Source organism: Salmonella sp. K21076, from assembly GCF_039650795.1.
In the GTDB taxonomy this organism is placed as follows: Bacteria; Pseudomonadota; Gammaproteobacteria; order Enterobacterales; family Enterobacteriaceae; genus Salmonella; species Salmonella enterica.
On the sequence record NZ_JBCLYA010000003.1, the window covers coordinates 26,212 to 43,942 of the forward strand.

20 protein-coding genes are annotated in these 17,731 nt (G+C 53.5%); 6 read left to right on the plus strand and 14 right to left on the minus strand.

Annotated elements, in window-relative coordinates; all coding sequences use genetic code 11:
• Nucleotides 1-88: 88 nt before the first annotated feature.
• Nucleotides 89-1,042, plus strand: a complete 954-nt coding sequence (metR, locus tag AAYN39_RS00475) for an HTH-type transcriptional regulator MetR (RefSeq protein ID WP_000569786.1) — start codon at nt 89-91, stop codon at nt 1,040-1,042.
• Here the strand turns inward: metR and AAYN39_RS00480 are convergent.
• From AAYN39_RS00480 to pldB, 3 genes are all read right to left on the minus strand, one after another.
• Nucleotides 930-1,829 carry a carboxylate/amino acid/amine transporter gene (locus AAYN39_RS00480; protein ID WP_001196257.1) on the minus strand — a complete coding sequence of 300 codons (900 nt, stop codon included), beginning with the start codon at nt 1,827-1,829 and terminating at the stop codon, nt 930-932. The two genes, metR and AAYN39_RS00480, sit on opposite strands and share 113 nt — an antisense overlap.
• Before the next feature lie 80 nt (nt 1,830-1,909).
• Nucleotides 1,910-2,710: a sugar/pyridoxal phosphate phosphatase YigL gene (gene yigL, locus AAYN39_RS00485; protein ID WP_000285338.1), complete on the minus strand. Its 801-nt coding sequence runs from the start codon at nt 2,708-2,710 to the stop codon at nt 1,910-1,912.
• A 15-nt stretch (nt 2,711-2,725) separates the two neighbouring features.
• Entirely contained in the window at nt 2,726-3,742 is a 1,017-nt protein-coding gene (gene pldB / locus AAYN39_RS00490; protein WP_000487681.1) for a lysophospholipase L2, read from the minus strand.
• A 110-nt stretch (nt 3,743-3,852) separates the two neighbouring features.
• On the opposite strand from pldB, the gene rhtB reads away from it, so the two are divergent.
• Nucleotides 3,853-4,473, plus strand: a complete 621-nt coding sequence (rhtB, locus tag AAYN39_RS00495; protein ID WP_000142520.1) for a homoserine/homoserine lactone efflux protein — start codon at nt 3,853-3,855, stop codon at nt 4,471-4,473.
• Nucleotides 4,474-4,512: 39 nt separating this feature from the next.
• Here rhtB and rhtC read toward each other — a convergent pair whose 3' ends face one another.
• From rhtC to pldA, 3 genes are all read right to left on the minus strand, one after another.
• Complete coding sequence (gene rhtC, locus AAYN39_RS00500; RefSeq protein ID WP_000928814.1) at nt 4,513-5,133, minus strand: threonine export protein RhtC; 621 nt, start codon at nt 5,131-5,133, stop codon at nt 4,513-4,515.
• 63 nt (nt 5,134-5,196) lie between these two features.
• Complete coding sequence (gene recQ, locus AAYN39_RS00505) at nt 5,197-7,026, minus strand: ATP-dependent DNA helicase RecQ (RefSeq protein WP_001533487.1); 1,830 nt, start codon at nt 7,024-7,026, stop codon at nt 5,197-5,199.
• 83 nt (nt 7,027-7,109) lie between these two features.
• A complete protein-coding gene (pldA, locus tag AAYN39_RS00510; protein ID WP_001201692.1) occupies nt 7,110-7,979 on the minus strand; it encodes a phospholipase A in 870 nt (289 codons plus the stop codon).
• A 164-nt stretch (nt 7,980-8,143) separates the two neighbouring features.
• On the opposite strand from pldA, the gene yigI reads away from it, so the two are divergent.
• The 4 genes from yigI to AAYN39_RS00530 are packed head-to-tail and all read left to right on the plus strand — an operon-like array spanning nt 8,144 to nt 10,428.
• Nucleotides 8,144-8,611 (plus strand): acyl-CoA thioesterase YigI, encoded by a 468-nt coding sequence (gene yigI, locus AAYN39_RS00515; RefSeq protein ID WP_001277136.1) that lies wholly within the window; start codon nt 8,144-8,146, stop codon nt 8,609-8,611.
• A 43-nt stretch (nt 8,612-8,654) separates the two neighbouring features.
• The gene (gene rarD, locus AAYN39_RS00520; protein ID WP_000339085.1) at nt 8,655-9,539 is read left to right on the plus strand and encodes an EamA family transporter RarD; all 885 of its coding nucleotides are present in this window, start codon (nt 8,655-8,657) and stop codon (nt 9,537-9,539) included.
• A gap of 34 nt (nt 9,540-9,573) precedes the next feature.
• Complete coding sequence (locus AAYN39_RS00525) at nt 9,574-10,032, plus strand: membrane protein (protein ID WP_001738611.1); 459 nt, start codon at nt 9,574-9,576, stop codon at nt 10,030-10,032.
• Nucleotides 10,033-10,047: 15 nt separating this feature from the next.
• A complete protein-coding gene (locus tag AAYN39_RS00530) occupies nt 10,048-10,428 on the plus strand; it encodes a DUF2628 domain-containing protein (RefSeq protein WP_000356594.1) in 381 nt (126 codons plus the stop codon).
• Between the two features lie 48 nt (nt 10,429-10,476).
• Here AAYN39_RS00530 and corA read toward each other — a convergent pair whose 3' ends face one another.
• From corA to AAYN39_RS00570, 8 genes are all read right to left on the minus strand, one after another.
• Nucleotides 10,477-11,427 carry a magnesium/cobalt transporter CorA gene (gene corA / locus AAYN39_RS00535; RefSeq protein ID WP_000947139.1) on the minus strand — a complete coding sequence of 317 codons (951 nt, stop codon included), beginning with the start codon at nt 11,425-11,427 and terminating at the stop codon, nt 10,477-10,479.
• A 155-nt stretch (nt 11,428-11,582) separates the two neighbouring features.
• The gene (ysgD, locus tag AAYN39_RS00540) at nt 11,583-11,639 is read right to left on the minus strand and encodes a YsgD/CorL family protein (protein WP_212723238.1); all 57 of its coding nucleotides are present in this window, start codon (nt 11,637-11,639) and stop codon (nt 11,583-11,585) included.
• A gap of 259 nt (nt 11,640-11,898) precedes the next feature.
• On the minus strand, nt 11,899-14,061 hold the full coding sequence (uvrD, locus tag AAYN39_RS00545) for a DNA helicase II (protein ID WP_000383444.1): 2,163 nt from the start codon (nt 14,059-14,061) through the stop codon (nt 11,899-11,901).
• Between the two features lie 135 nt (nt 14,062-14,196).
• Entirely contained in the window at nt 14,197-14,913 is a 717-nt protein-coding gene (gene yigB / locus AAYN39_RS00550; protein WP_001213563.1) for a 5-amino-6-(5-phospho-D-ribitylamino)uracil phosphatase YigB, read from the minus strand.
• Nucleotides 14,913-15,815, minus strand: coding sequence for a tyrosine recombinase XerC (xerC, locus tag AAYN39_RS00555; protein ID WP_000141123.1), 903 nt, complete (start codon nt 15,813-15,815; stop codon nt 14,913-14,915). The genes yigB and xerC overlap by 1 nt, the downstream gene beginning before the upstream one ends.
• Nucleotides 15,812-16,519 carry a DUF484 domain-containing protein gene (locus tag AAYN39_RS00560; RefSeq protein WP_000812760.1) on the minus strand — a complete coding sequence of 236 codons (708 nt, stop codon included), beginning with the start codon at nt 16,517-16,519 and terminating at the stop codon, nt 15,812-15,814. The genes xerC and AAYN39_RS00560 overlap by 4 nt, the downstream gene beginning before the upstream one ends.
• On the minus strand, nt 16,516-17,340 hold the full coding sequence (dapF, locus tag AAYN39_RS00565; protein WP_001160671.1) for a diaminopimelate epimerase: 825 nt from the start codon (nt 17,338-17,340) through the stop codon (nt 16,516-16,518). Before dapF ends, AAYN39_RS00560 begins: the two co-directional genes overlap by 4 nt.
• Nucleotides 17,341-17,376: 36 nt before the next feature.
• Nucleotides 17,377-17,580 (minus strand): lipoprotein, encoded by a 204-nt coding sequence (locus tag AAYN39_RS00570; RefSeq protein ID WP_000799903.1) that lies wholly within the window; start codon nt 17,578-17,580, stop codon nt 17,377-17,379.
• Nucleotides 17,581-17,731 lie beyond the last annotated feature (151 nt).

Consider the following 17,731-nt stretch of genomic DNA (forward strand, 5'->3'; position numbering starts at 1 on the left):
TAGACGTCTGGATGTTTACACATCCATAATGTAAAGGTACTGTATATTCCTCAAGCGCAATTTGTTCATGGCGAAGTGAAGGACTTTCATGATCGAAATTAAACATCTGAAAACACTCCAGGCATTGCGGAATAGTGGATCGCTGGCTGCTGCTGCTGCGGTGCTGCACCAGACTCAATCCGCTCTGTCTCATCAGTTCAGCGATCTGGAACAACGCCTTGGCTTCCGCCTGTTCGTGCGTAAAAGCCAGCCGCTGCGCTTTACGCCGCAGGGGGAAGTTCTGCTGCAACTGGCAAACCAGGTGCTGCCGCAAATCAGCCGTGCGCTGCAGGCGTGCAACGAACCGCAGCAAACTCGTCTGCGCATCGCTATTGAATGTCATAGCTGTATTCAGTGGCTGACCCCGGCGCTGGAAAACTTCCGTGCAAGCTGGCCGCAGGTAGAAATGGATTTCACATCCGGCGTCACTTTTGATCCGCAACCGGCCTTGCAACAAGGCGAGCTGGATTTGGTGATGACGTCGGATATTTTGCCGCGCAGCGGGCTGCATTATTCGCCGATGTTTGATTTTGAAGTCCGACTGGTGCTGGCGCCCGACCATCCGCTGGCCAGCAAAACGCAGATTACGCCGGAAGATTTAGCCAGCGAAACGCTGTTGATTTACCCGGTGCAGCGCAGCCGGCTGGATGTCTGGCGACATTTCCTGCAACCGGCGGGTATCAGTCCGCTGCTGAAAAGCGTGGATAATACGCTACTGCTGATTCAGATGGTGGCGGCCAGAATGGGTATTGCCGCCCTGCCGCACTGGGTGGTGGAAAGCGTTGAGCGCCAGGGTCTGGTGGTGACCAAAACCCTGGGCGATGGTCTGTGGAGCCGCCTGTATGCCGCCGTGCGCGACGGCGACCAGCGTCAGGCGGTGACCGAGGCGTTTATTCGCTCGACGCGGGATCACGCCTGCGATCATCTGCCGTTTGTGCGGAGCGCGGAGCGACCCATTTTCGATGCACCCACAGCGAAGCCAGGATCACAGCCGCGCCTGTAATAAAGCTTGGCCAGTGGGGCTGCTGATGCCAGATGGCAAGATTAACCAGCAGTCCTGCGGGAACATGCATATTATTCATGATACCCAGCGTCCCGGCGTCTACCTGGGTAGCGCCATAGTTCCACATAAAGTAGCCAATGCCGGACGCCACCACGCCGAGAAACACCAGAATGCTCCATTGCAGCGTGGTTTCCGGCAGCTTTTGCGCGTTCCCCAACAGCGACCACGCCACCGCCGCCACCAAAAACGCCCCCAGATAGAACCACGCAAAGGCGTTGTGCTGCGGCATGGGACGGGTCTCCATCAGACGTTTATACCCCACCATTCCGATAGCGAAACTGATATTAGAAAGCTGCACCAGGAGCAAACCGACCCAAAAATGGTCGGTCACGCGATCGTAGCGAATAATCCCGGCGCCAATCACCGCCAGCAACGCGCTAAATGCATAGCCCCAGCGCAAACGACGCTGACTCATCACATCGTAAATCAGCGTGATATAGAGCGGCGTCAAAACGGTAAACAGCAGCAGTTCGGATACGGTCAGGTAGAGGTAAGCATGGAAGCTCAACATATACATGATGCCAAGCTGCATCGCCCCCACCAGCATATACAGGCTGATGGTTTTTAGGTTGTGCCCGCGAGTACGCAAAAACGGCAGAAAAACGAGCGCCGCCAGCCCAACGCGTATCAGCACCGCGAAATAGCTATCGACATGCCCGGCAAGATACTCGCCAAATAGACTAAAGGAGAAAGCCCACAGGATAGTGGTGATGATGAGTAGCGCCACAATGGATGTCTCTTAAAACAGGGAACACCCATTGTAGCGGAGAGTGAGGTTGACAACTGGTCAACTAACAAACAATCACATCAGCGTAAGAAAAGATCGCGCAGGTAATGCGGCACGGCGTTATCCGCGTTGATGCCGATCACCTCAAGTTCGGGATACAGGTCTTTCAGACGCTGGTGCGCATTGCCCATGATGCAGCCTTTGCCCGCCATCGTGAGCATTTCAGCGTCGTTCATTCCGTCGCCAAAGGCGATACACTCTTTCAGGCTGTACCCCATCGCCTGAGCGACCGCTTCCAGCGCATGACCTTTCGACACTCCGCCCGCCATCACTTCCAGACAGGTTAGCGTAGAGAAGCTCACGTTTACCCGATCGCCCCAGCGCGCGTTAATCGCCTGCTCCAGCGGCAACAACTTTTCATGAGTGTCGCTGGTGAAAAACACTTTGCTGACGCCCTCCGGCTCCAGCAGCGCAGGCTCAAACAGCGAATAGTTAAATACCGCCTCTTTGAAAAAACGCATTTCATCGGGGCGATGACGATTCATAAACCATTCGTCGTCGCGATAAACGTTAGTCACGATGTCCGGGTTCGCATTCACCACGCCGAACAGGTCGCTGGCAATGTCGCTGTCCAGATTATGCGTAAAAACCAAATTCCCGTCGGTATCGTGCACTCGCGCGCCGTTGGAGGTGATCATGTAAGACTTGATTTCAAGATTATCGCGGATTTGCCCTACATCGACATGATGACGACCAGTGGCAAAGACAAAATGGATGCCGCGTGCGGTCAACAGCTTCAGAGTCTCTTTGGCATAAGGGGACAACGTATGGTCGGGGGAGAGCAGCGTGCCATCTAAATCAGACGCAACAACCTGATACATAATAAAATTTAACCTCTAAGCAAAGCGATTTCCGCTGGATAAATTAGGCTTGTTGAAAAATTCAACAATGGCGTTAAGCGCGACTGAGCGCATGGCGTCCTTTTCAAAAAGGATCTCATGGTACGCGCCTTTGATAACCAGCGGTTTTCCCCCTTCACAAGGGTATCCCGCCGCGGCGCGAATTTCACAAAAACGATCGTGGGTGCGGTTATCCACTACCCGCTCTTCTTCCGCCTGAATCAGTAGCGTAGGCGTCGTGTCATCGCTCGCCCCAGCCAGTACCTGCTCACCCGCCAGAATGCCTTCGCGTACCCAATGCCAGGTGGGGCCGCCAACGCGCAGCTGCGGCTCGTCGGCATAAAATCGTAAGTTGCGCTGATAACGCTGGCGGCTGTGGGTCAGCGCATTCATCCCAAACGGCAACGCCCGCCACTGACCGGTACCAATAGCGTAATCTTCACGGATACGCTGATGCCCTTCGGCCCAGTCGAGAATATGGCGCACCATAAAGGAAGGCAAGCGTATCACAATACCAAACATCGGCGCGGTGAGCGCAATAGCGTCGCACCGCACACGATGGCGTTGCAGGAACAGGGTGGCTATCGCGCCCCCCATTGAGTGCGCCAGGATATAACGCTTACGCCACGACCCCGGCTCAATTTCCTGCTGCCAGAACGCCGCTAAGTCCTCAACATAATCGTTAAAATGATCGACATGACCCCGATGCGGGTCCGATAACATCCGCCCGGAGCGCCCTTGACCACGGTGGTCGATGATGAAGATATCAAAACCGAGATGAAAAAGGTCATACGCCAGTTCAGCGTATTTTACATAACTCTCAATGCGGCCAGGACAAATGACGATCGTCCGATCGTTGGAGTCATTCCGAAAACGGACAAAGCGCACCGGAATGTTATCCACGCCGATAAACTCCGCCTCTTCCCGCTGACGCCAAAAATCGGTCAGCGGCCCCATAGCAAAAGCGGCAAACGCATTTTCTCTTGTTTCCCAGTCATTTTGCTGCTGAAACATCGGGTTTTCGGCCTCGTTTACCAGGTAAAATCGTTTTTTGCGTCGTGCCTGACACAACACAGCGGCAGTAGCGTATTGTGGCACAAAAACAGACAACCAAGGAGTTTCGCATGACCTTTGAATGGTGGTTCGCCTATCTACTGACCTCAACTCTGTTGAGTCTTTCTCCGGGTTCAGGCGCCATCAATACCATGACGACGTCTATCAACCATGGATATCGTGGCGCAGCGGCTTCTATCGCCGGGCTCCAGACCGGGCTGGGGATACATATCGTACTGGTGGGCGTCGGACTGGGTACGCTCTTTTCGCGCTCGCTCATCGCTTTTGAAATTCTGAAATGGGCTGGCGCGGCTTATCTTATCTGGCTGGGTATCCAGCAATGGCGCGCCGCAGGCGCTATCGATCTGCATACTCTCGCCCAGACGCAATCGCGGGGTCGGCTGTTCAAACGGGCGATATTTGTCAATCTAACCAATCCCAAAAGTATTGTCTTTCTTGCCGCCCTGTTTCCGCAATTCATCATGCCGCAGCAACCGCAACTGGCGCAGTACCTCATTCTCGGCGTCACCACGATTGTGGTGGATATGATTGTGATGACCGGTTACGCCACGCTGGCGCAGCGCATTGCCGCCTGGATTAAAGGACCAAAGCAGATGAAGGCGCTGAATAAAGCGTTTGGTTCGTTGTTTATGCTGGTAGGCGCGCTCCTGGCGTCGGCAAGACACGCGTGATAGTCGTGCCGGATGATGTTTATCCGGCCCGGAGGTAAATTAACGCGAAATAATCAGGTGAATACCAAAGCCCGCAAACAGAGCGCCGGCAAAGCCATCAATCCATTTCGCCAGACGCTGATAGCCACGGCGCATTTTCGGCAGCGCGAACAGGCTGGCGACTACGGTAAACCAGGCCAGCGTTTCCAGGGTAATTAACGCGAAAATACCCCAGCGCGCCGCAGCGCCGACGTTATCGCCGACAAACAGTGAAAAAACGGAACCAAAATAGATAATCGCTTTCGGATTCGACAGATTGGTCAGCAGCCCTTTGAGAAAACTGCGCCCGCTCTGCGCCAGTTCAATGTGCGGAGAAGACGCCGCCGCATCCTGTTTTTTCAGCGCGCCGCGCAGCATCTGATAGCCCATCCAGCACAGGTACAGGCCGCCGCCTACCATAATGATCGTATGCAGCCAGGCCATTTTTTCGATGATGAGATGCAGGCCAAGCAGCGCCACGCCCGCCCATACCATCACGCCGCAGGTGATGCCCAGTACGCCCATCATCGCTTCTTTACGCGAACGGCTGACGGCAGTTTGAGACACGAAGAAAAAATCGGGGCCAGGGCTCATTAGCGCAACGATGTGCACCATTGCCACGGTGAAAAATAGCATCAACATAAAAATGGCTCGCGGGGAAATAGTTCAGTGAGTCACCATCCTGGCACTTTTTTGCCGGGCTGACTACTCTTCGTCATCACCATCGACATGCGCGCGGATGAGCGCCATGAATTCTTTCCCGAAGCGCTCCAGTTTGCGCATCCCAACCCCGTTAACGCTTAACATCTCGCTGGCGGAAACCGGCATCTGTTCCGCCATTTCTATCAACGTGGCGTCGTTAAAGACCACATACGGCGGGATATTCTCTTCATCAGCGATAGCTTTACGCAGCTTGCGCAACTTAGCGAACAATTTGCGATCGTAATTACCGCCGAACGATTTCTGCATCACGCGGGGTTTGAGGGCGACAATGCGCGGCACCGCAAGCTTTAGCGGAACGTCTCCACGGAGTACCGGACGCGCGGCATCCGTCAACTGTAATGCGGAGTGCTGCGCAATATTTTGCATTACCAGCCCCAGATGAATGAGCTGGCGAATCACGCTCACCCAGTGCTCATGGCTCTTTTCGCGTCCCATGCCATAAACCTTGAGTTTGTCATGACCGAAATCGCGGATGCGTTGGTTATTCGCGCCGCGGATCACCTCGACAACGTAGCCCATGCCAAAACGCTGGTTAACCCGACCAATGGTAGAAAGCGCAATCTGGGCATCGTTTAAGCCATCATATTGTTTGGGCGGATCGAGACAGATATCGCAGTTGCCGCACGGTTCTTGTCGGCCTTCGCCAAAGTAATTAAGCAATACCAGGCGGCGGCAGGTTTGCGCTTCGGCAAAAGCGCCCATCGCATTCAGCTTATGCCGTTCAATATCCTGAAGCTGTCCGGCTGGTTTCTCTTCCAGACAACGACGTAGCCAGGCCATATCAGCCGGATCGTAAAATAGCATGGCTTCCGCAGGCAGTCCGTCGCGCCCGGCGCGGCCCGTTTCCTGATAGTAGGATTCAATATTACGCGGGATATCGAAATGCACGACGAAACGTACGTTAGGTTTGTTTATGCCCATTCCAAAAGCGACGGTCGCCACCACGATTTGCAGATCGTCGCGCTGAAATTTTTCCTGCACATCGGCGCGAATAGCGTTTTCCAGCCCCGCATGATAGGCCGCCGCGCTAATGCCGCGACTTTGCAAGCGCGCGGCGGTATCTTCCACTTTCGCCCGACTGTTGCAGTAGATGATACCCGATTTGCCGCGTTGCTCCTGAACATAGCGCATTAGCTGGTCGAGCGGCTTAAACTTCTCCATCAGCATGTAGCGGATATTCGGTCGGTCAAAGCTACTGATCTGGATTAACGGATCGTTAAGCCCAAGCAGACGAATAATATCCTGGCGCGTGGTGTCGTCGGCGGTGGCGGTCAATGCCATAAACGGCAAAGCGGGAAAACGCTGGCGAAGCTGACCGAGAGCCGCATATTCCGGACGGAAATCATGTCCCCATTGCGAGATACAGTGCGCTTCATCCACCGCCAGCAATACCGGATTCCAGTGCGCCAGATGATCAAGAAAGTTGTCCAGCATCAGGCGTTCCGGCGCAATATACAGCAGACGAATCTGTCCGGTACGGCACCCCGCCATCACCTCAAGCTGCTGCTCGCGGCTTTGAGTGGAGTTCAGACAGGCCGCCGCCACCCCGTTCGCCAGTAGCTGATCGACCTGGTCTTTCATCAACGAGATCAGGGGCGAAACGACGACGGTCAATCCGTCCAGCAACAACGCGGGGATTTGATAGCACAGAGATTTGCCGCCGCCGGTGGGCATGACGACCAGACAGTCGCGACCGGAGAGCGCAGTATCAATAATCGCTTCCTGGCCCGGGCGAAACTGTTGGTAGCCAAAGGTTTCCTGCAAAACCTGTTTGGCCCCTGATTCCAGATTCAACACTTCCGCCTGCGCCACATTAACCCCGTTCACCATAAATCAAAACAGGCGCTATTTTCAGCGCCTGCGAGAGAAACTGCAATGTTTAAAACACAATCCAATCAGAAGATATCGTTAAGCATCACGCCGACGCCGACACGTGTCTGATTAAAATTATAGTCGATCAGCGATTCGCCATAGCCGCTATACACCTGGGTATAAAGCCGGACATGTTTAGTGACCGGATAGCTTAATCCAACTTCCGCGCCGCCGTAGCCTGTATTCCAGTTGTACTGGCCTTTGGCGCTTAATACCGCCTCGCCCAGGTGATAACCGATTTTAAGCTGGTAATAACCCATATATTTGGTGATGTCCGGATTATCGTCGGTACTGCCAATCACGTACCATGGTTTGACCTCTACCAGCCAGTTACCGTTTTCGGCCATCAGACGGGTATACAGACGGTTCCAGCTACGCGAGGTGGGGTCCGAACGTCCGTTAGAGTCATGGTTGTAGCCCATCTCTACGTCGCGCAGCGTCCAGCCGGCAAAGCGATAATCGGTAGCAAAACCAAGAAAAAGCTGCGGTTCGTAGTTGGTTTCGCGAAACGGCGAAGACTCTTTACTGTTGGAAAGCTGCCACCAGGATTTCTGCGTATAGGAAGCGCCCAGTACCGAGTTCGGCCCCAGTATTCCGCGCCACAGCGGAAACGCCAGGCTCAACTGAAATTTCACTTCATCTTTACGTGCGTTTTCAGACCAGTTGTAGGTACTTATGGCCTCTTTGTTCAGATCGCTGGTGTTCGTGTAGATCAAGTAGTTCGTGTCATAAGGGTAAAGCGTAAAAGGGTTATCATGCTCCTGTAGCATGTTAGCGATGATACTTCCCCGTACTGCAGGCGCATCATGAACCTCTTTTATCGTAGCTTCTTGTGCATATGCCGCTAATGGCAGTAGCGTGGCTGGCAACAACCCTCTCAAAATCGCCCGCATTCTTGACGTTCTCCTGACGAAGTATTTTCAGCTTGAATCATTCTCTGCCAACCATTTTTACATATTTACACACATAGCCGTTAGTTATCCCTTCTTAAAGTAGAAAACAACAATTAAGAAGCATAATATCAACATTTCATTAACCAATGGAGTATCAGGAATCTATGTCCGCTGTACTTACCGCTGAACAAGCTCTGAAATTAGTGGGTGAAATGTTTGTCTACCACATGCCGTTTAATCGGGCGTTAGGGCTGGAGCTGGAACGCTATGAAAAAGCGTTCGCCCAACTGGCCTTCAACAACCAGCCGATGATGGTCGGCAACTGGGCGCAAAGCATTTTACACGGCGGCGTGATCGCCTCTGCGCTGGATGTCGCCGCCGGACTGGTATGCGTCGGCAGCACGCTAACTCGCCACGAAACCATCAGCGAAGATGAACTACGCCAGCGCCTGTCGCGGATGGGAACGATTGACCTGCGCGTCGATTACCTGCGTCCGGGCAGAGGCAACCGCTTTACGGCCACCAGTAGCCTGCTGCGCGCAGGGAATAAAGTGGCCGTCGCCCGCGTGGAATTACACAATGAAGATCAGCTGTACATCGCCAGCGCCACCGCTACTTATATGGTGGGATAAAAGCAGGTAAACTGTTGTTACACTTCAGATACGAGTTTTCCGGATGGACGCAAAACAAACACGGCAGGGCGTATTACTCGCTCTTGCCGCCTATTTTATTTGGGGGATCGCCCCCGCATATTTCAAGCTGATCTATTACGTTCCCGCAGATGAGATCCTGACGCACCGCGTGATTTGGTCATTTTTCTTTATGGTGGCGCTGCTTAGCGTCAGCCGGCAGTGGCGACAGGTTAAGCGTTTACTGAAAACGCCAAAGAAGATTTTCCTGCTGGCCCTGTCCGCCGTACTGGTCGGCGGTAACTGGCTATTGTTCATTTGGGCGGTAAATAATCACCATATGCTGGAGGCCAGCCTGGGTTATTTCATTAATCCGCTGGTTAACATCTTGCTGGGGATGATTTTTCTTGGCGAACGCTTCCGTCGAATGCAGTGGCTGGCGGTGATTCTGGCGGTGTGCGGCGTGCTGGTGCAACTCTGGACCTTTGGCTCGCTGCCGATTATCGCGCTGGGGCTGGCGTTTAGTTTTGCGTTTTACGGCCTGGTGCGTAAGAAGATCGCCGTTGAAGCGCAGACGGGTATGCTGGTCGAAACGCTATGGCTGTTGCCGGTCGCCGCGATTTATCTGTTTAGCATCGCCGATAGCGCCACCAGCCATATGGGGCAAAACGCACTATCGTTGAACTTGCTGTTAATGGCGGCGGGTGTGGTCACTACGATTCCGCTGCTGTGCTTTACCGGAGCGGCTACGCGTCTGCGTCTTTCTACACTGGGCTTTTTCCAGTATATCGGCCCAACGCTGATGTTTTTACTGGCGGTGACGTTTTATGGCGAAGTGCCGGGCGCGGATAAGATGGTGACATTTGCGTTTATCTGGGTCGCGCTGGCGATTTTCGTGATGGATGCGATTTATACGCAGCGTAAAAAATAACGCGACTATTATTCTAAATATAATCTGAAAAAATATGCCTCCCCTTGTAAGGGGGGTAGCATATTGTCATGCTAACGACGTAACCCAACATATGGATGTGAAATTAATGTTAAGTGTTTTTATTCCTTCATCTGAGAGATGTGTTTCCAGATGTCGTTATTTATTATCATTCGCGCTAATAAATATAATATTTTCCATTTTGGTTGGGGTTTTATTATATTTAAGCTTTGTGATACTGGCAATTTTATTCACAATTTTACTACATTATCTCGTCATTAATTTAAACTGTCAGCGATTCAGAGACAGTGGCTTTGAATATATAAAATTCTATGTATGGGGTACGCTTGTAATCTATATTGCCTCCTTCGTGATAATGGTTGCTGAAGATTTCGCTTGCGATGGCTTTGGTATGCCTCTTTTTCTAATCTGGTATTTTGCAACCTTTTCTCTGCTACTTCTGGCCCCCCCGGATTCGAATTCACTCAACAAGTAATTTAATGGAGTTTACATGGACAAGGATTATATTAATGATGGTTCGTTATCTGAAAAATGGAAATACCGTTTTTCATTTTACGATCAACATGGTTTCCCTGGATTTTGGAAAGTAAGCCCAGAATATAAACAGGCATTTAAAGCATTAAAGCCCCGACAACGGTTGACTATTCAAATAAACTTTATTGCCTTTTTCTTCTCATGGATTTATTTGTTTGTACTGGGTCTGTGGAAAAAAGCAATTATAGTTATTTTATTAGGGATCGTTGCAATATTTATTGGAGCATTAATCGGCGTTAACATACTTGGACTTGTTGTCGCAGCTTATGTCGGCGTCAATACAAATAAGTGGTTCTATGAAAAAGAGGTTAAAGGTATCAATACTTGGAGCCTGTAACTTTTCAGGGTGGTTCAGCCGCAGCTGAATCACCCTGGCCTTAATGTCTTACAGCCAGTTCTTGCGCTTAAAGTACAGATACGGCGCAAGCCCCGCCAGAATCATAAAGATAATCGCGCCTGGATAACCAAAGCTCCACTTCAGTTCCGGCATAAACTCGAAGTTCATCCCATAGCTGGAAGCGACCAGCGTCGGCGGCAGGAACACCACGGAAACCACCGAGAAGATTTTGATAATGCGGTTCTGTTCAATGTTGATGAAACCCATCGCCGCCTGCATCAGGAAGTTCACCTTCTGGAACAGCGATTCATTGTGCGGTAGCAGAGATTCGATATCGCGCAGGATCTCACGCGCCTGCTCCAGCTGTCCGCCCGGTAAGCGCGCCTTGCGCACCAGGAAGTTCAGCGCGCGCTGGGTATCCATCAGACACAGGCGTACCTTCCAGCCGATATCTTCCAGTTCCGCCAGCGTGGAGAGCGCTTCGTCGTATTCATCGCCCTGATGCCCTTCCATAATGACGCGGCTCAGTTTTTCCAGATCGCTGTAGATGTTTTCGATTTCATCCGCCAACTGTTCAATTTTGGTTTCGAACAGATCGAGTAGTAGTTCGTAAGCATTACCATCGACCATCGCCTGGCTGCGGGCGCGCATACGATACAAACGGAAGGCGGGCAGTTCGCGTTCACGCAGCGTAAACAGACGGCCATCGCGAATAGTGAATGCCACCGTAGAGTTACCGGCATGATCTTCCGCATCTTCGAAGAAGAAGAAGGAGTGGATATGCAGTCCGTCTTCGTCTTCAAAGAAGCGCGCGGATGCTTCGATATCTTCCAGTTCAGGACGCGTCGCCAGACTCTGGCCCAGCTCAGATTGTACGCGCAATCGCTCGTCGTCGTCCGGTTCGACCAAATCGACCCATACGGCATCAATCAGGCTTTGTGACTCCTCGACTTCCAGCCGGGTCAGTCGGTTTTTTTCCAGTTGAAATGCGCTCAGCATGACCGGGACTCCCAATGCGTAAAAATATCGGACAGTTCAGATGGGCACACAGAAACAAATTGGGTTTCAGACCATTAAACAGCCTGACTCAACGCGACGGGAAAAAATGAAAGGTCGCTGACAACCGCTAAGGCTATCAGCAAAAAGGGATAGCCTTAGGAGTTGATCCTGGATGACAGGATAATGAGCCAGTATCTACTGGGTGTGTCCAAGGCGAATGTCCTCTTAGCGTAATCGTGGGCGCATGTTACGCCAGCAAAAATTTGCCGTCAACACGCAACGAAACGCGAAAAAGCAATAATTTCCCCTTATGCAGAAAGGTTAGCAGAGTGAGAGTATTTATCTATGATTTCAGAATATTAACATCAATATATCGCCGGATGGCGGCTTCGCCTTATCCGGCCTACAAATCAAAATGTTAGCCAGCGCGTAGGCCGGATAAGAGGTGCCATCCGGCAATATGAGAGCCGGTCAAACCGTTTCCAGCTTCGCATACGCGGCAACCAGCCATTTGATCCCTTGCCCCTGAAAAGCCACCTGCAACCGGCTATGTTCGCCGCTGCCCTCCAGGTTGACAATAGTTCCCTCGCCGAACTTCGCATGGCGCACGCGTTGGCCGAGTTTGTAGCCTGTGTCGTTTTCCGCCAGCGGCGTTCCCATTCGTTGATGGCTCACCGGACGACTGACGGTGGCGCGCAGACGGACCTCTTCCACGCACTCCTCCGGCAACTCGCCGATGAAACGCGACGGGCGATGATAAACCTCTTTACCATACAGACGGCGAGTTTCGGCATAGGTTAGCGTCAGTTTCTGCATGGCACGGGTAACGCCGACGTAGGCCAGACGACGCTCCTCTTCCAAACGCCAGCCCTCATCCAGCGACATCTGGCTGGGGAACATCCCCTCTTCCATCCCGACGATAAACACCTGCGGGAACTCCAGCCCTTTGGCCGAGTGCAGCGTCATCAGCTGTACCGCATCCTGCCAGGTATCCGCCTGCCCCTCGCCCGCTTCCAGCGCCGCGTGAGAGAGGAAGGCCTGCAATGGCATTAAATCTTCATCTTCGTCGTTGTAGCTGAACTGCCGCGTTGCCGTCACCAGTTCCTCTAAGTTTTCGATGCGCGTCTGGCCTTTCTCGCCTTTTTCTTGCTCATACATGGTGCGCAGGCCGGAATCTTTGATCACCCGGTCAGTCTGCACATGCAGCGGCATGTCGGCGGTTTCCTGCGCCAGGGCGTCGATCAGTTCCATAAAGCGTTGCAGCGCGCTGGCCGCACGCCCGGCCAGGGCTTTTTCCTGTAACAATTCACGGCACGCCTGCCACAATGTTAGCTGGCGATCGCGCGAGGTCTGGCGCACCACGTCCAGCGTGCGGTCGCCGATACCGCGCGTTGGGGTATTCACCACGCGTTCAAAGGCGGCATCATCGTTGCGATTGGCAATCAAACGCAGATAAGAGAGCGCATCTTTGATCTCCTGGCGTTCGAAGAAGCGCATACCGCCGTAAATGCGGTACGGCATACTGGCCTGTAATAACGCTTCTTCCAGCACGCGCGACTGGGCGTTGCTGCGATAAAGGATGGCGCATTGCGCAAGCGCGCCGCCGTTGTCCTGCCAGGTTTTGATACGATTAACCACAAAGCGAGCTTCATCCAGTTCGTTGAAAGCGCAGTACAGCGATATCGGTTCGCCGTCAACGCCGTCAGTCCACAGCTTTTTGCCCAGACGCCCGTTGTTGTTTTCAATCAGGGCGTTCGCCACGCTAAGAATGTTGCTGGTCGAGCGGTAATTCTGCTCCAGACGAATGGTCTGCGCGCCGGGGAAATCATTGAGGAAGCGCTGGATGTTCTCTACCTGGGCCCCGCGCCAGCCGTAGATCGACTGGTCATCGTCGCCGACAATCATCACTTTACCGGTATCGCCCGCCAGCAGACGAACCCAGGCGTACTGAATGTTGTTGGTATCCTGGAATTCGTCCACCAGAATGTTAGTAAACCGCTCGCGATAGTGTTGCAGGATGTGCGGCTTGTTCAGCCATAGTTCATGAGCGCGCAGCAGTAGCTCGGCGAAATCCACCAGACCAGCGCGATCGCACGCTTCCTGATAGGCCTGATACACCTTCTGCCAGGTCTGTTCCACCGGATTGCCATAGCTTTGGATATGGTGCGGGCGTAGCCCTTCGTCTTTCTGGCTATTGATGTACCACATCGCCTGACGCGGCGGCCACTGCTTCTCATCAAGATTCATCGCCTTAATCAGGCGTTTAAGCAAACGCATCTGATCTTCGCTGTCGAGAATCTGGAAATCCTGCGGCAAATTAGCGTCCATATGATGCGCGCGCAGCAGGCGGTGCGCCAGACCGTGGAACGTCCCTACCCACATTCCGCCCTGGCTGGTCCCCATCAACTGGCCAATACGATGGCGCATTTCCGCCGCCGCTTTGTTGGTAAAGGTCACCGCCATGATGGAGTATGGCGAGTTGTTTTCTACGCTCAGTAACCAGGCGATACGGTGCACCAGCACGCGGGTTTTCCCGCTTCCCGCGCCCGCCAGCACCAGCATGTTGCTACGTGGCGCGGCCACCGCTTCGCGCTGTTTATCATTAAGGCTGTCGAGCAGGTAAGAAACGTCCATTGGCACCGCCGCGTAAAAACATGAAAACTAAAAACGCCCGGTGGCGCTTCGCTTACCGGGGCTACTTATCGTAGGGCGGATAAGCATAGCGCCATCCGCCAGAATAACTGGGAATTTATACAGAACTACTGGTGATTATATCAGCGAGGTGAGAGATGCCAACCGCGAAATTTCGATATGCGGCAGTAAACGGCTGTCCTGCGTCCGCATCAGGTCGGCATTTTCAGGTTTAATCCAGCAGGCCTGCATCCCACAGCGAATAGCGCCAGCCACATCGGTAGTCAGATCGTCGCCGACATGCAGGATCTCGCCGATCGGCACATGCAGTTTTTCCGCCGCCAGGAAATACATGTCGCTAAACGGTTTGGAACGTCCATCCGGGCCGGCGCGCAGTACAAACTTAAAGTAATCGCCGAGGCCAAACAGTTCCGGCTGGGCATTGCCGTTAGTGATCGCCACCAGCGGCCATTTTTTCGCAAGCTGCTGTAACGTCTCATGGGTAGCCTGCGGAACCTCAATCTGGCTGCGCCATTTGGCAAAATGCATCATCGCCGCATTCGCACCGGCAATGGACTCCTGCGCCGATAATCCCGCATCCCGCATGGCCTGCTCTATCGCGCGATGGCGCCAGCGGGTAACGTCATGATAGATTTCCGGCTCCGCTTCACGCACCGCCTGCCGTATCCGCTGTAAATCGACGTTTTGAAACGAACGTAGCGACGGGTGATAATTTTGCATAAAAGCGAGCGCTTCCTGCTCAGTACGCAAAATCACCGGACGGTTATCATAAAGGGTATCATCCAGGTCAAAGGTGAGCGCGGCAATACGCCCCAAAGGCCGGTAAAAACGCATTATTTCCCCCGTTTAGCGCGCGGATGCGCCGCGTCGTACACTGAAGCAAGATGTTGAAAATCAAGATGAGTATAAATTTGGGTGGTGGAAAGGTTGGCATGACCCAGCAGCTCTTGCACGCCGCGCAGATCGCCGCTCGATTCCAGCATATGGGTCGCGAACGAATGGCGCAGCTTATGTGGATGCACGTGGCTGTTTAGCCCCTGCTTTATGCCCCATTCGGCGAACCGTTTTTGGACATTGCGCGCGGAGATACGCTTGCCGAGCTTCGACAGGAATAACGCCTCTTCATCGCTGGCGAACAGGCCGCGCAGATCCAGCCAGTGCTCAATCCACGTCACCGCGTTACGGCCAATCGGCAGGCGTCGCTCTTTGCTGCCTTTACCCATTACCCACACTTCTCCGGTATCGAGATCGAGGTGCTTTATATCCAGGCCAACCAGTTCGGATAAACGCAGCCCCGCGCCGTACATGACCTCCAGCATCGCCCGGTCACGTACGGCGAGCGGATCGTTAAGATCGATGTCCAGCAGGCGGTTAACGTCGTCGACATCAATATTTTTCGGCAGATGACGCGGCGCTTTCGGTGCGGAGACGCCCTTCGCCGGGTTAGCTTTCAATTCGCCCTGACTGACTAACCAGTCAAAAAAGCTTCGCAATGCCGAGAGACGTAGCGCCAGACTGGCAGGGCCAAGCCCTTTACGCCGACTGCGCACCGCAAAACTGCGCACAATCGCAGCGTCACATTGTTGCCAGCTTTTCAGCCCGGTTTCTCCGGCTAAAGCGATAATGGCATCAAGCTGACGCTGGTAGTTCTGCAGGGTAATGGGGCTAAGCTGGCGCTCCACGCCTAAATAGCGCAGGAACCGCGAGACATCCAGAGAAAGCGCGACCTCCGTCATACGCGTTTAATCCAGCGTTCCAGCAGTTCCGGCAGCATCAGCGCGATCTCCTGTAAAAGCTGCGTCCCCTGCCCCGGCTGATAGTGGTGCGGGTCACGGCTGCTGAAGAGAATCACCCCGAGGTCGCCATCGCTGCCCATCATCGACATGGCTACCGACCCTACAGCCTTCGCCTCCGGCAAGACCACCAGCAGTTCCGGGCCGTTTAGCGGGCCAAGATAATGCTGCGACTGTCCCAGTCGTTGAATACGCAGCGGCTCGAAGGCCTGACGGTTTAAAGCCAGATGCGTATAGCGCGATGGCGCGCCAAGACGCCACCGATCCGGGAACAAACGCAGCGTCGCGCCGGCAAGCCCCAAATCGCGCGCCCAGCGGTGAAACCGCATCAGCATCTCATCCAGACTATCCGCGGCGACCAGACGGCTTTGCAGATGCAGCAAGCGATAAAACAGGCTTTCATTGGCATGAGCCTGTTCCATCAGCAGCGTCATATTTTCTTCAAGCACATTGATGTGATTACGCGCGCGGGCCATATGCCACTCAACGAGCGAAACCGTTCCCCGCACGGGATGTGGAACACGCATCGCTTCAACGGCGTGGGCGTTACGGATAAAAAACTCAGGGTGGTGGCGCAGGTAATCGACGACCGCTCGATCGTCCAGTTCCGTGAGCGTTTCCTGTAGTTCTTCCTCTGGTTGCTTCATAAATGGATAAATCCGTCGTAGATATGTGCCGCCGGACCAGTCATGTATAACGGATGACCCGGACCTTTCCAGGCGATATCCAGCCGACCGCCCGGTAATTCCACGCGTACTTCTTCAGCCAGCAGCCCCTGCTGAATCCCCACGGCAACGGCAGCGCACGCGCCGCTGCCGCACGCGCGGGTCTCCCCTGCGCCGCGTTCATAGACTCGCAGCCGGATATGCTCACGTCTTACAACCTGCATAAAACCAATGTTGGCGCGTTCCGGAAAACGCTCATGGCTTTCCAGAACCGGCCCCAGTGTTTCAACGGCCGCCGTGTCGACGTTATCAACCTGAATGACACAGTGCGGATTGCCCATTGAAACCACGCCGCACAGTATGGTCTGTTCCGCCGCTCGCATAATATACGTCTTTTCCGCTTTGTTGGCGCGAAAAGGCACCTGCGCGGGTTCAAAGTTTGGCTCCCCCATGTTCACCCGCACCAGTTCATCTTCCGTGACGCTCAGTACCATCCGGCCATTCGCGGTACTGACCCGAATATCGCGTTTATTGGTTAGCCCTTTCAGGCGAACAAATCGCGCGAAACAGCGCGCGCCATTGCCGCACTGCGAGACTTCACTGCCGTCGGCGTTGAAGATGCGGTAATGAAAGTCCAACTCAGGATCATAGGGCGGCTCAACCACCAGCAGCTGATCGAACCCTACGCCCAAGTGTCTGTCGGATAGCCGACGAATCAGTTCCGGCGAAAAAAAGACATTCTGCGTTACCGCGTCGACGACCATAAAATCGTTGCCAAGGCCATGCATTTTAGAGAATTGCATCATTCACTCCGTTCACGCGGGGACAGAAAACTATCCTCAGTAATTGACCTGGGACGGGCCATCTCCCGTTGCGCGATCGTTCTTATCGGGCATCGTGGACTGCGTTTGCGAATCGACTTTTTTCGTCGGCGGCGGCGCATTTTTATCGGCTGGCGGGAAATAAAGCGGCCCTTTCAAACCGCAGCCCGTCAGGCTGAACAGAGTCAGAAGTACAGCGAGTGTCTTAAACACGTTTTTCATTATGGATTGCCTGTAAGTTCATGCTTTCTATTTTCTATCATCGCAGGAGAAGGAGTAAAAGCAAGCGTTTAGGGGCTCTTTATAAAATCTGAAAAGCGGCGCGTTGCCATGATTATTGCGCATTTACATCAGGAAACATGCTTTGCTCATC

What these genes read in the sequence shown, in the direction of transcription:
- metR (WP_000569786.1), top strand. Translation starts at nt 89, where the DNA reads ATGATCGAAATTAAACATCTGAAAACACTCCAGGCATTGCGGAATAGT.
- yigL (WP_000285338.1), bottom strand. Translation starts at nt 2,710, where the DNA reads ATGTATCAGGTTGTTGCGTCTGATTTAGATGGCACGCTGCTCTCCCCC.
- pldB (WP_000487681.1), bottom strand. Translation starts at nt 3,742, where the DNA reads ATGTTTCAGCAGCAAAATGACTGGGAAACAAGAGAAAATGCGTTTGCC.
- rhtB (WP_000142520.1), top strand. Translation starts at nt 3,853, where the DNA reads ATGACCTTTGAATGGTGGTTCGCCTATCTACTGACCTCAACTCTGTTG.
- rhtC (WP_000928814.1), bottom strand. Translation starts at nt 5,133, where the DNA reads ATGTTGATGCTATTTTTCACCGTGGCAATGGTGCACATCGTTGCGCTA.
- pldA (WP_001201692.1), bottom strand. Translation starts at nt 7,979, where the DNA reads ATGCGGGCGATTTTGAGAGGGTTGTTGCCAGCCACGCTACTGCCATTA.
- yigI (WP_001277136.1), top strand. Translation starts at nt 8,144, where the DNA reads ATGTCCGCTGTACTTACCGCTGAACAAGCTCTGAAATTAGTGGGTGAA.
- rarD (WP_000339085.1), top strand. Translation starts at nt 8,655, where the DNA reads ATGGACGCAAAACAAACACGGCAGGGCGTATTACTCGCTCTTGCCGCC.
- AAYN39_RS00525 (WP_001738611.1), top strand. Translation starts at nt 9,574, where the DNA reads ATGCCTCCCCTTGTAAGGGGGGTAGCATATTGTCATGCTAACGACGTA.
- AAYN39_RS00530 (WP_000356594.1), top strand. Translation starts at nt 10,048, where the DNA reads ATGGACAAGGATTATATTAATGATGGTTCGTTATCTGAAAAATGGAAA.
- corA (WP_000947139.1), bottom strand. Translation starts at nt 11,427, where the DNA reads ATGCTGAGCGCATTTCAACTGGAAAAAAACCGACTGACCCGGCTGGAA.
- uvrD (WP_000383444.1), bottom strand. Translation starts at nt 14,061, where the DNA reads ATGGACGTTTCTTACCTGCTCGACAGCCTTAATGATAAACAGCGCGAA.
- yigB (WP_001213563.1), bottom strand. Translation starts at nt 14,913, where the DNA reads ATGCGTTTTTACCGGCCTTTGGGGCGTATTGCCGCGCTCACCTTTGAC.
- xerC (WP_000141123.1), bottom strand. Translation starts at nt 15,815, where the DNA reads ATGACGGAGGTCGCGCTTTCTCTGGATGTCTCGCGGTTCCTGCGCTAT.
- AAYN39_RS00560 (WP_000812760.1), bottom strand. Translation starts at nt 16,519, where the DNA reads ATGAAGCAACCAGAGGAAGAACTACAGGAAACGCTCACGGAACTGGAC.
- dapF (WP_001160671.1), bottom strand. Translation starts at nt 17,340, where the DNA reads ATGCAATTCTCTAAAATGCATGGCCTTGGCAACGATTTTATGGTCGTC.
- AAYN39_RS00570 (WP_000799903.1), bottom strand. Translation starts at nt 17,580, where the DNA reads ATGAAAAACGTGTTTAAGACACTCGCTGTACTTCTGACTCTGTTCAGC.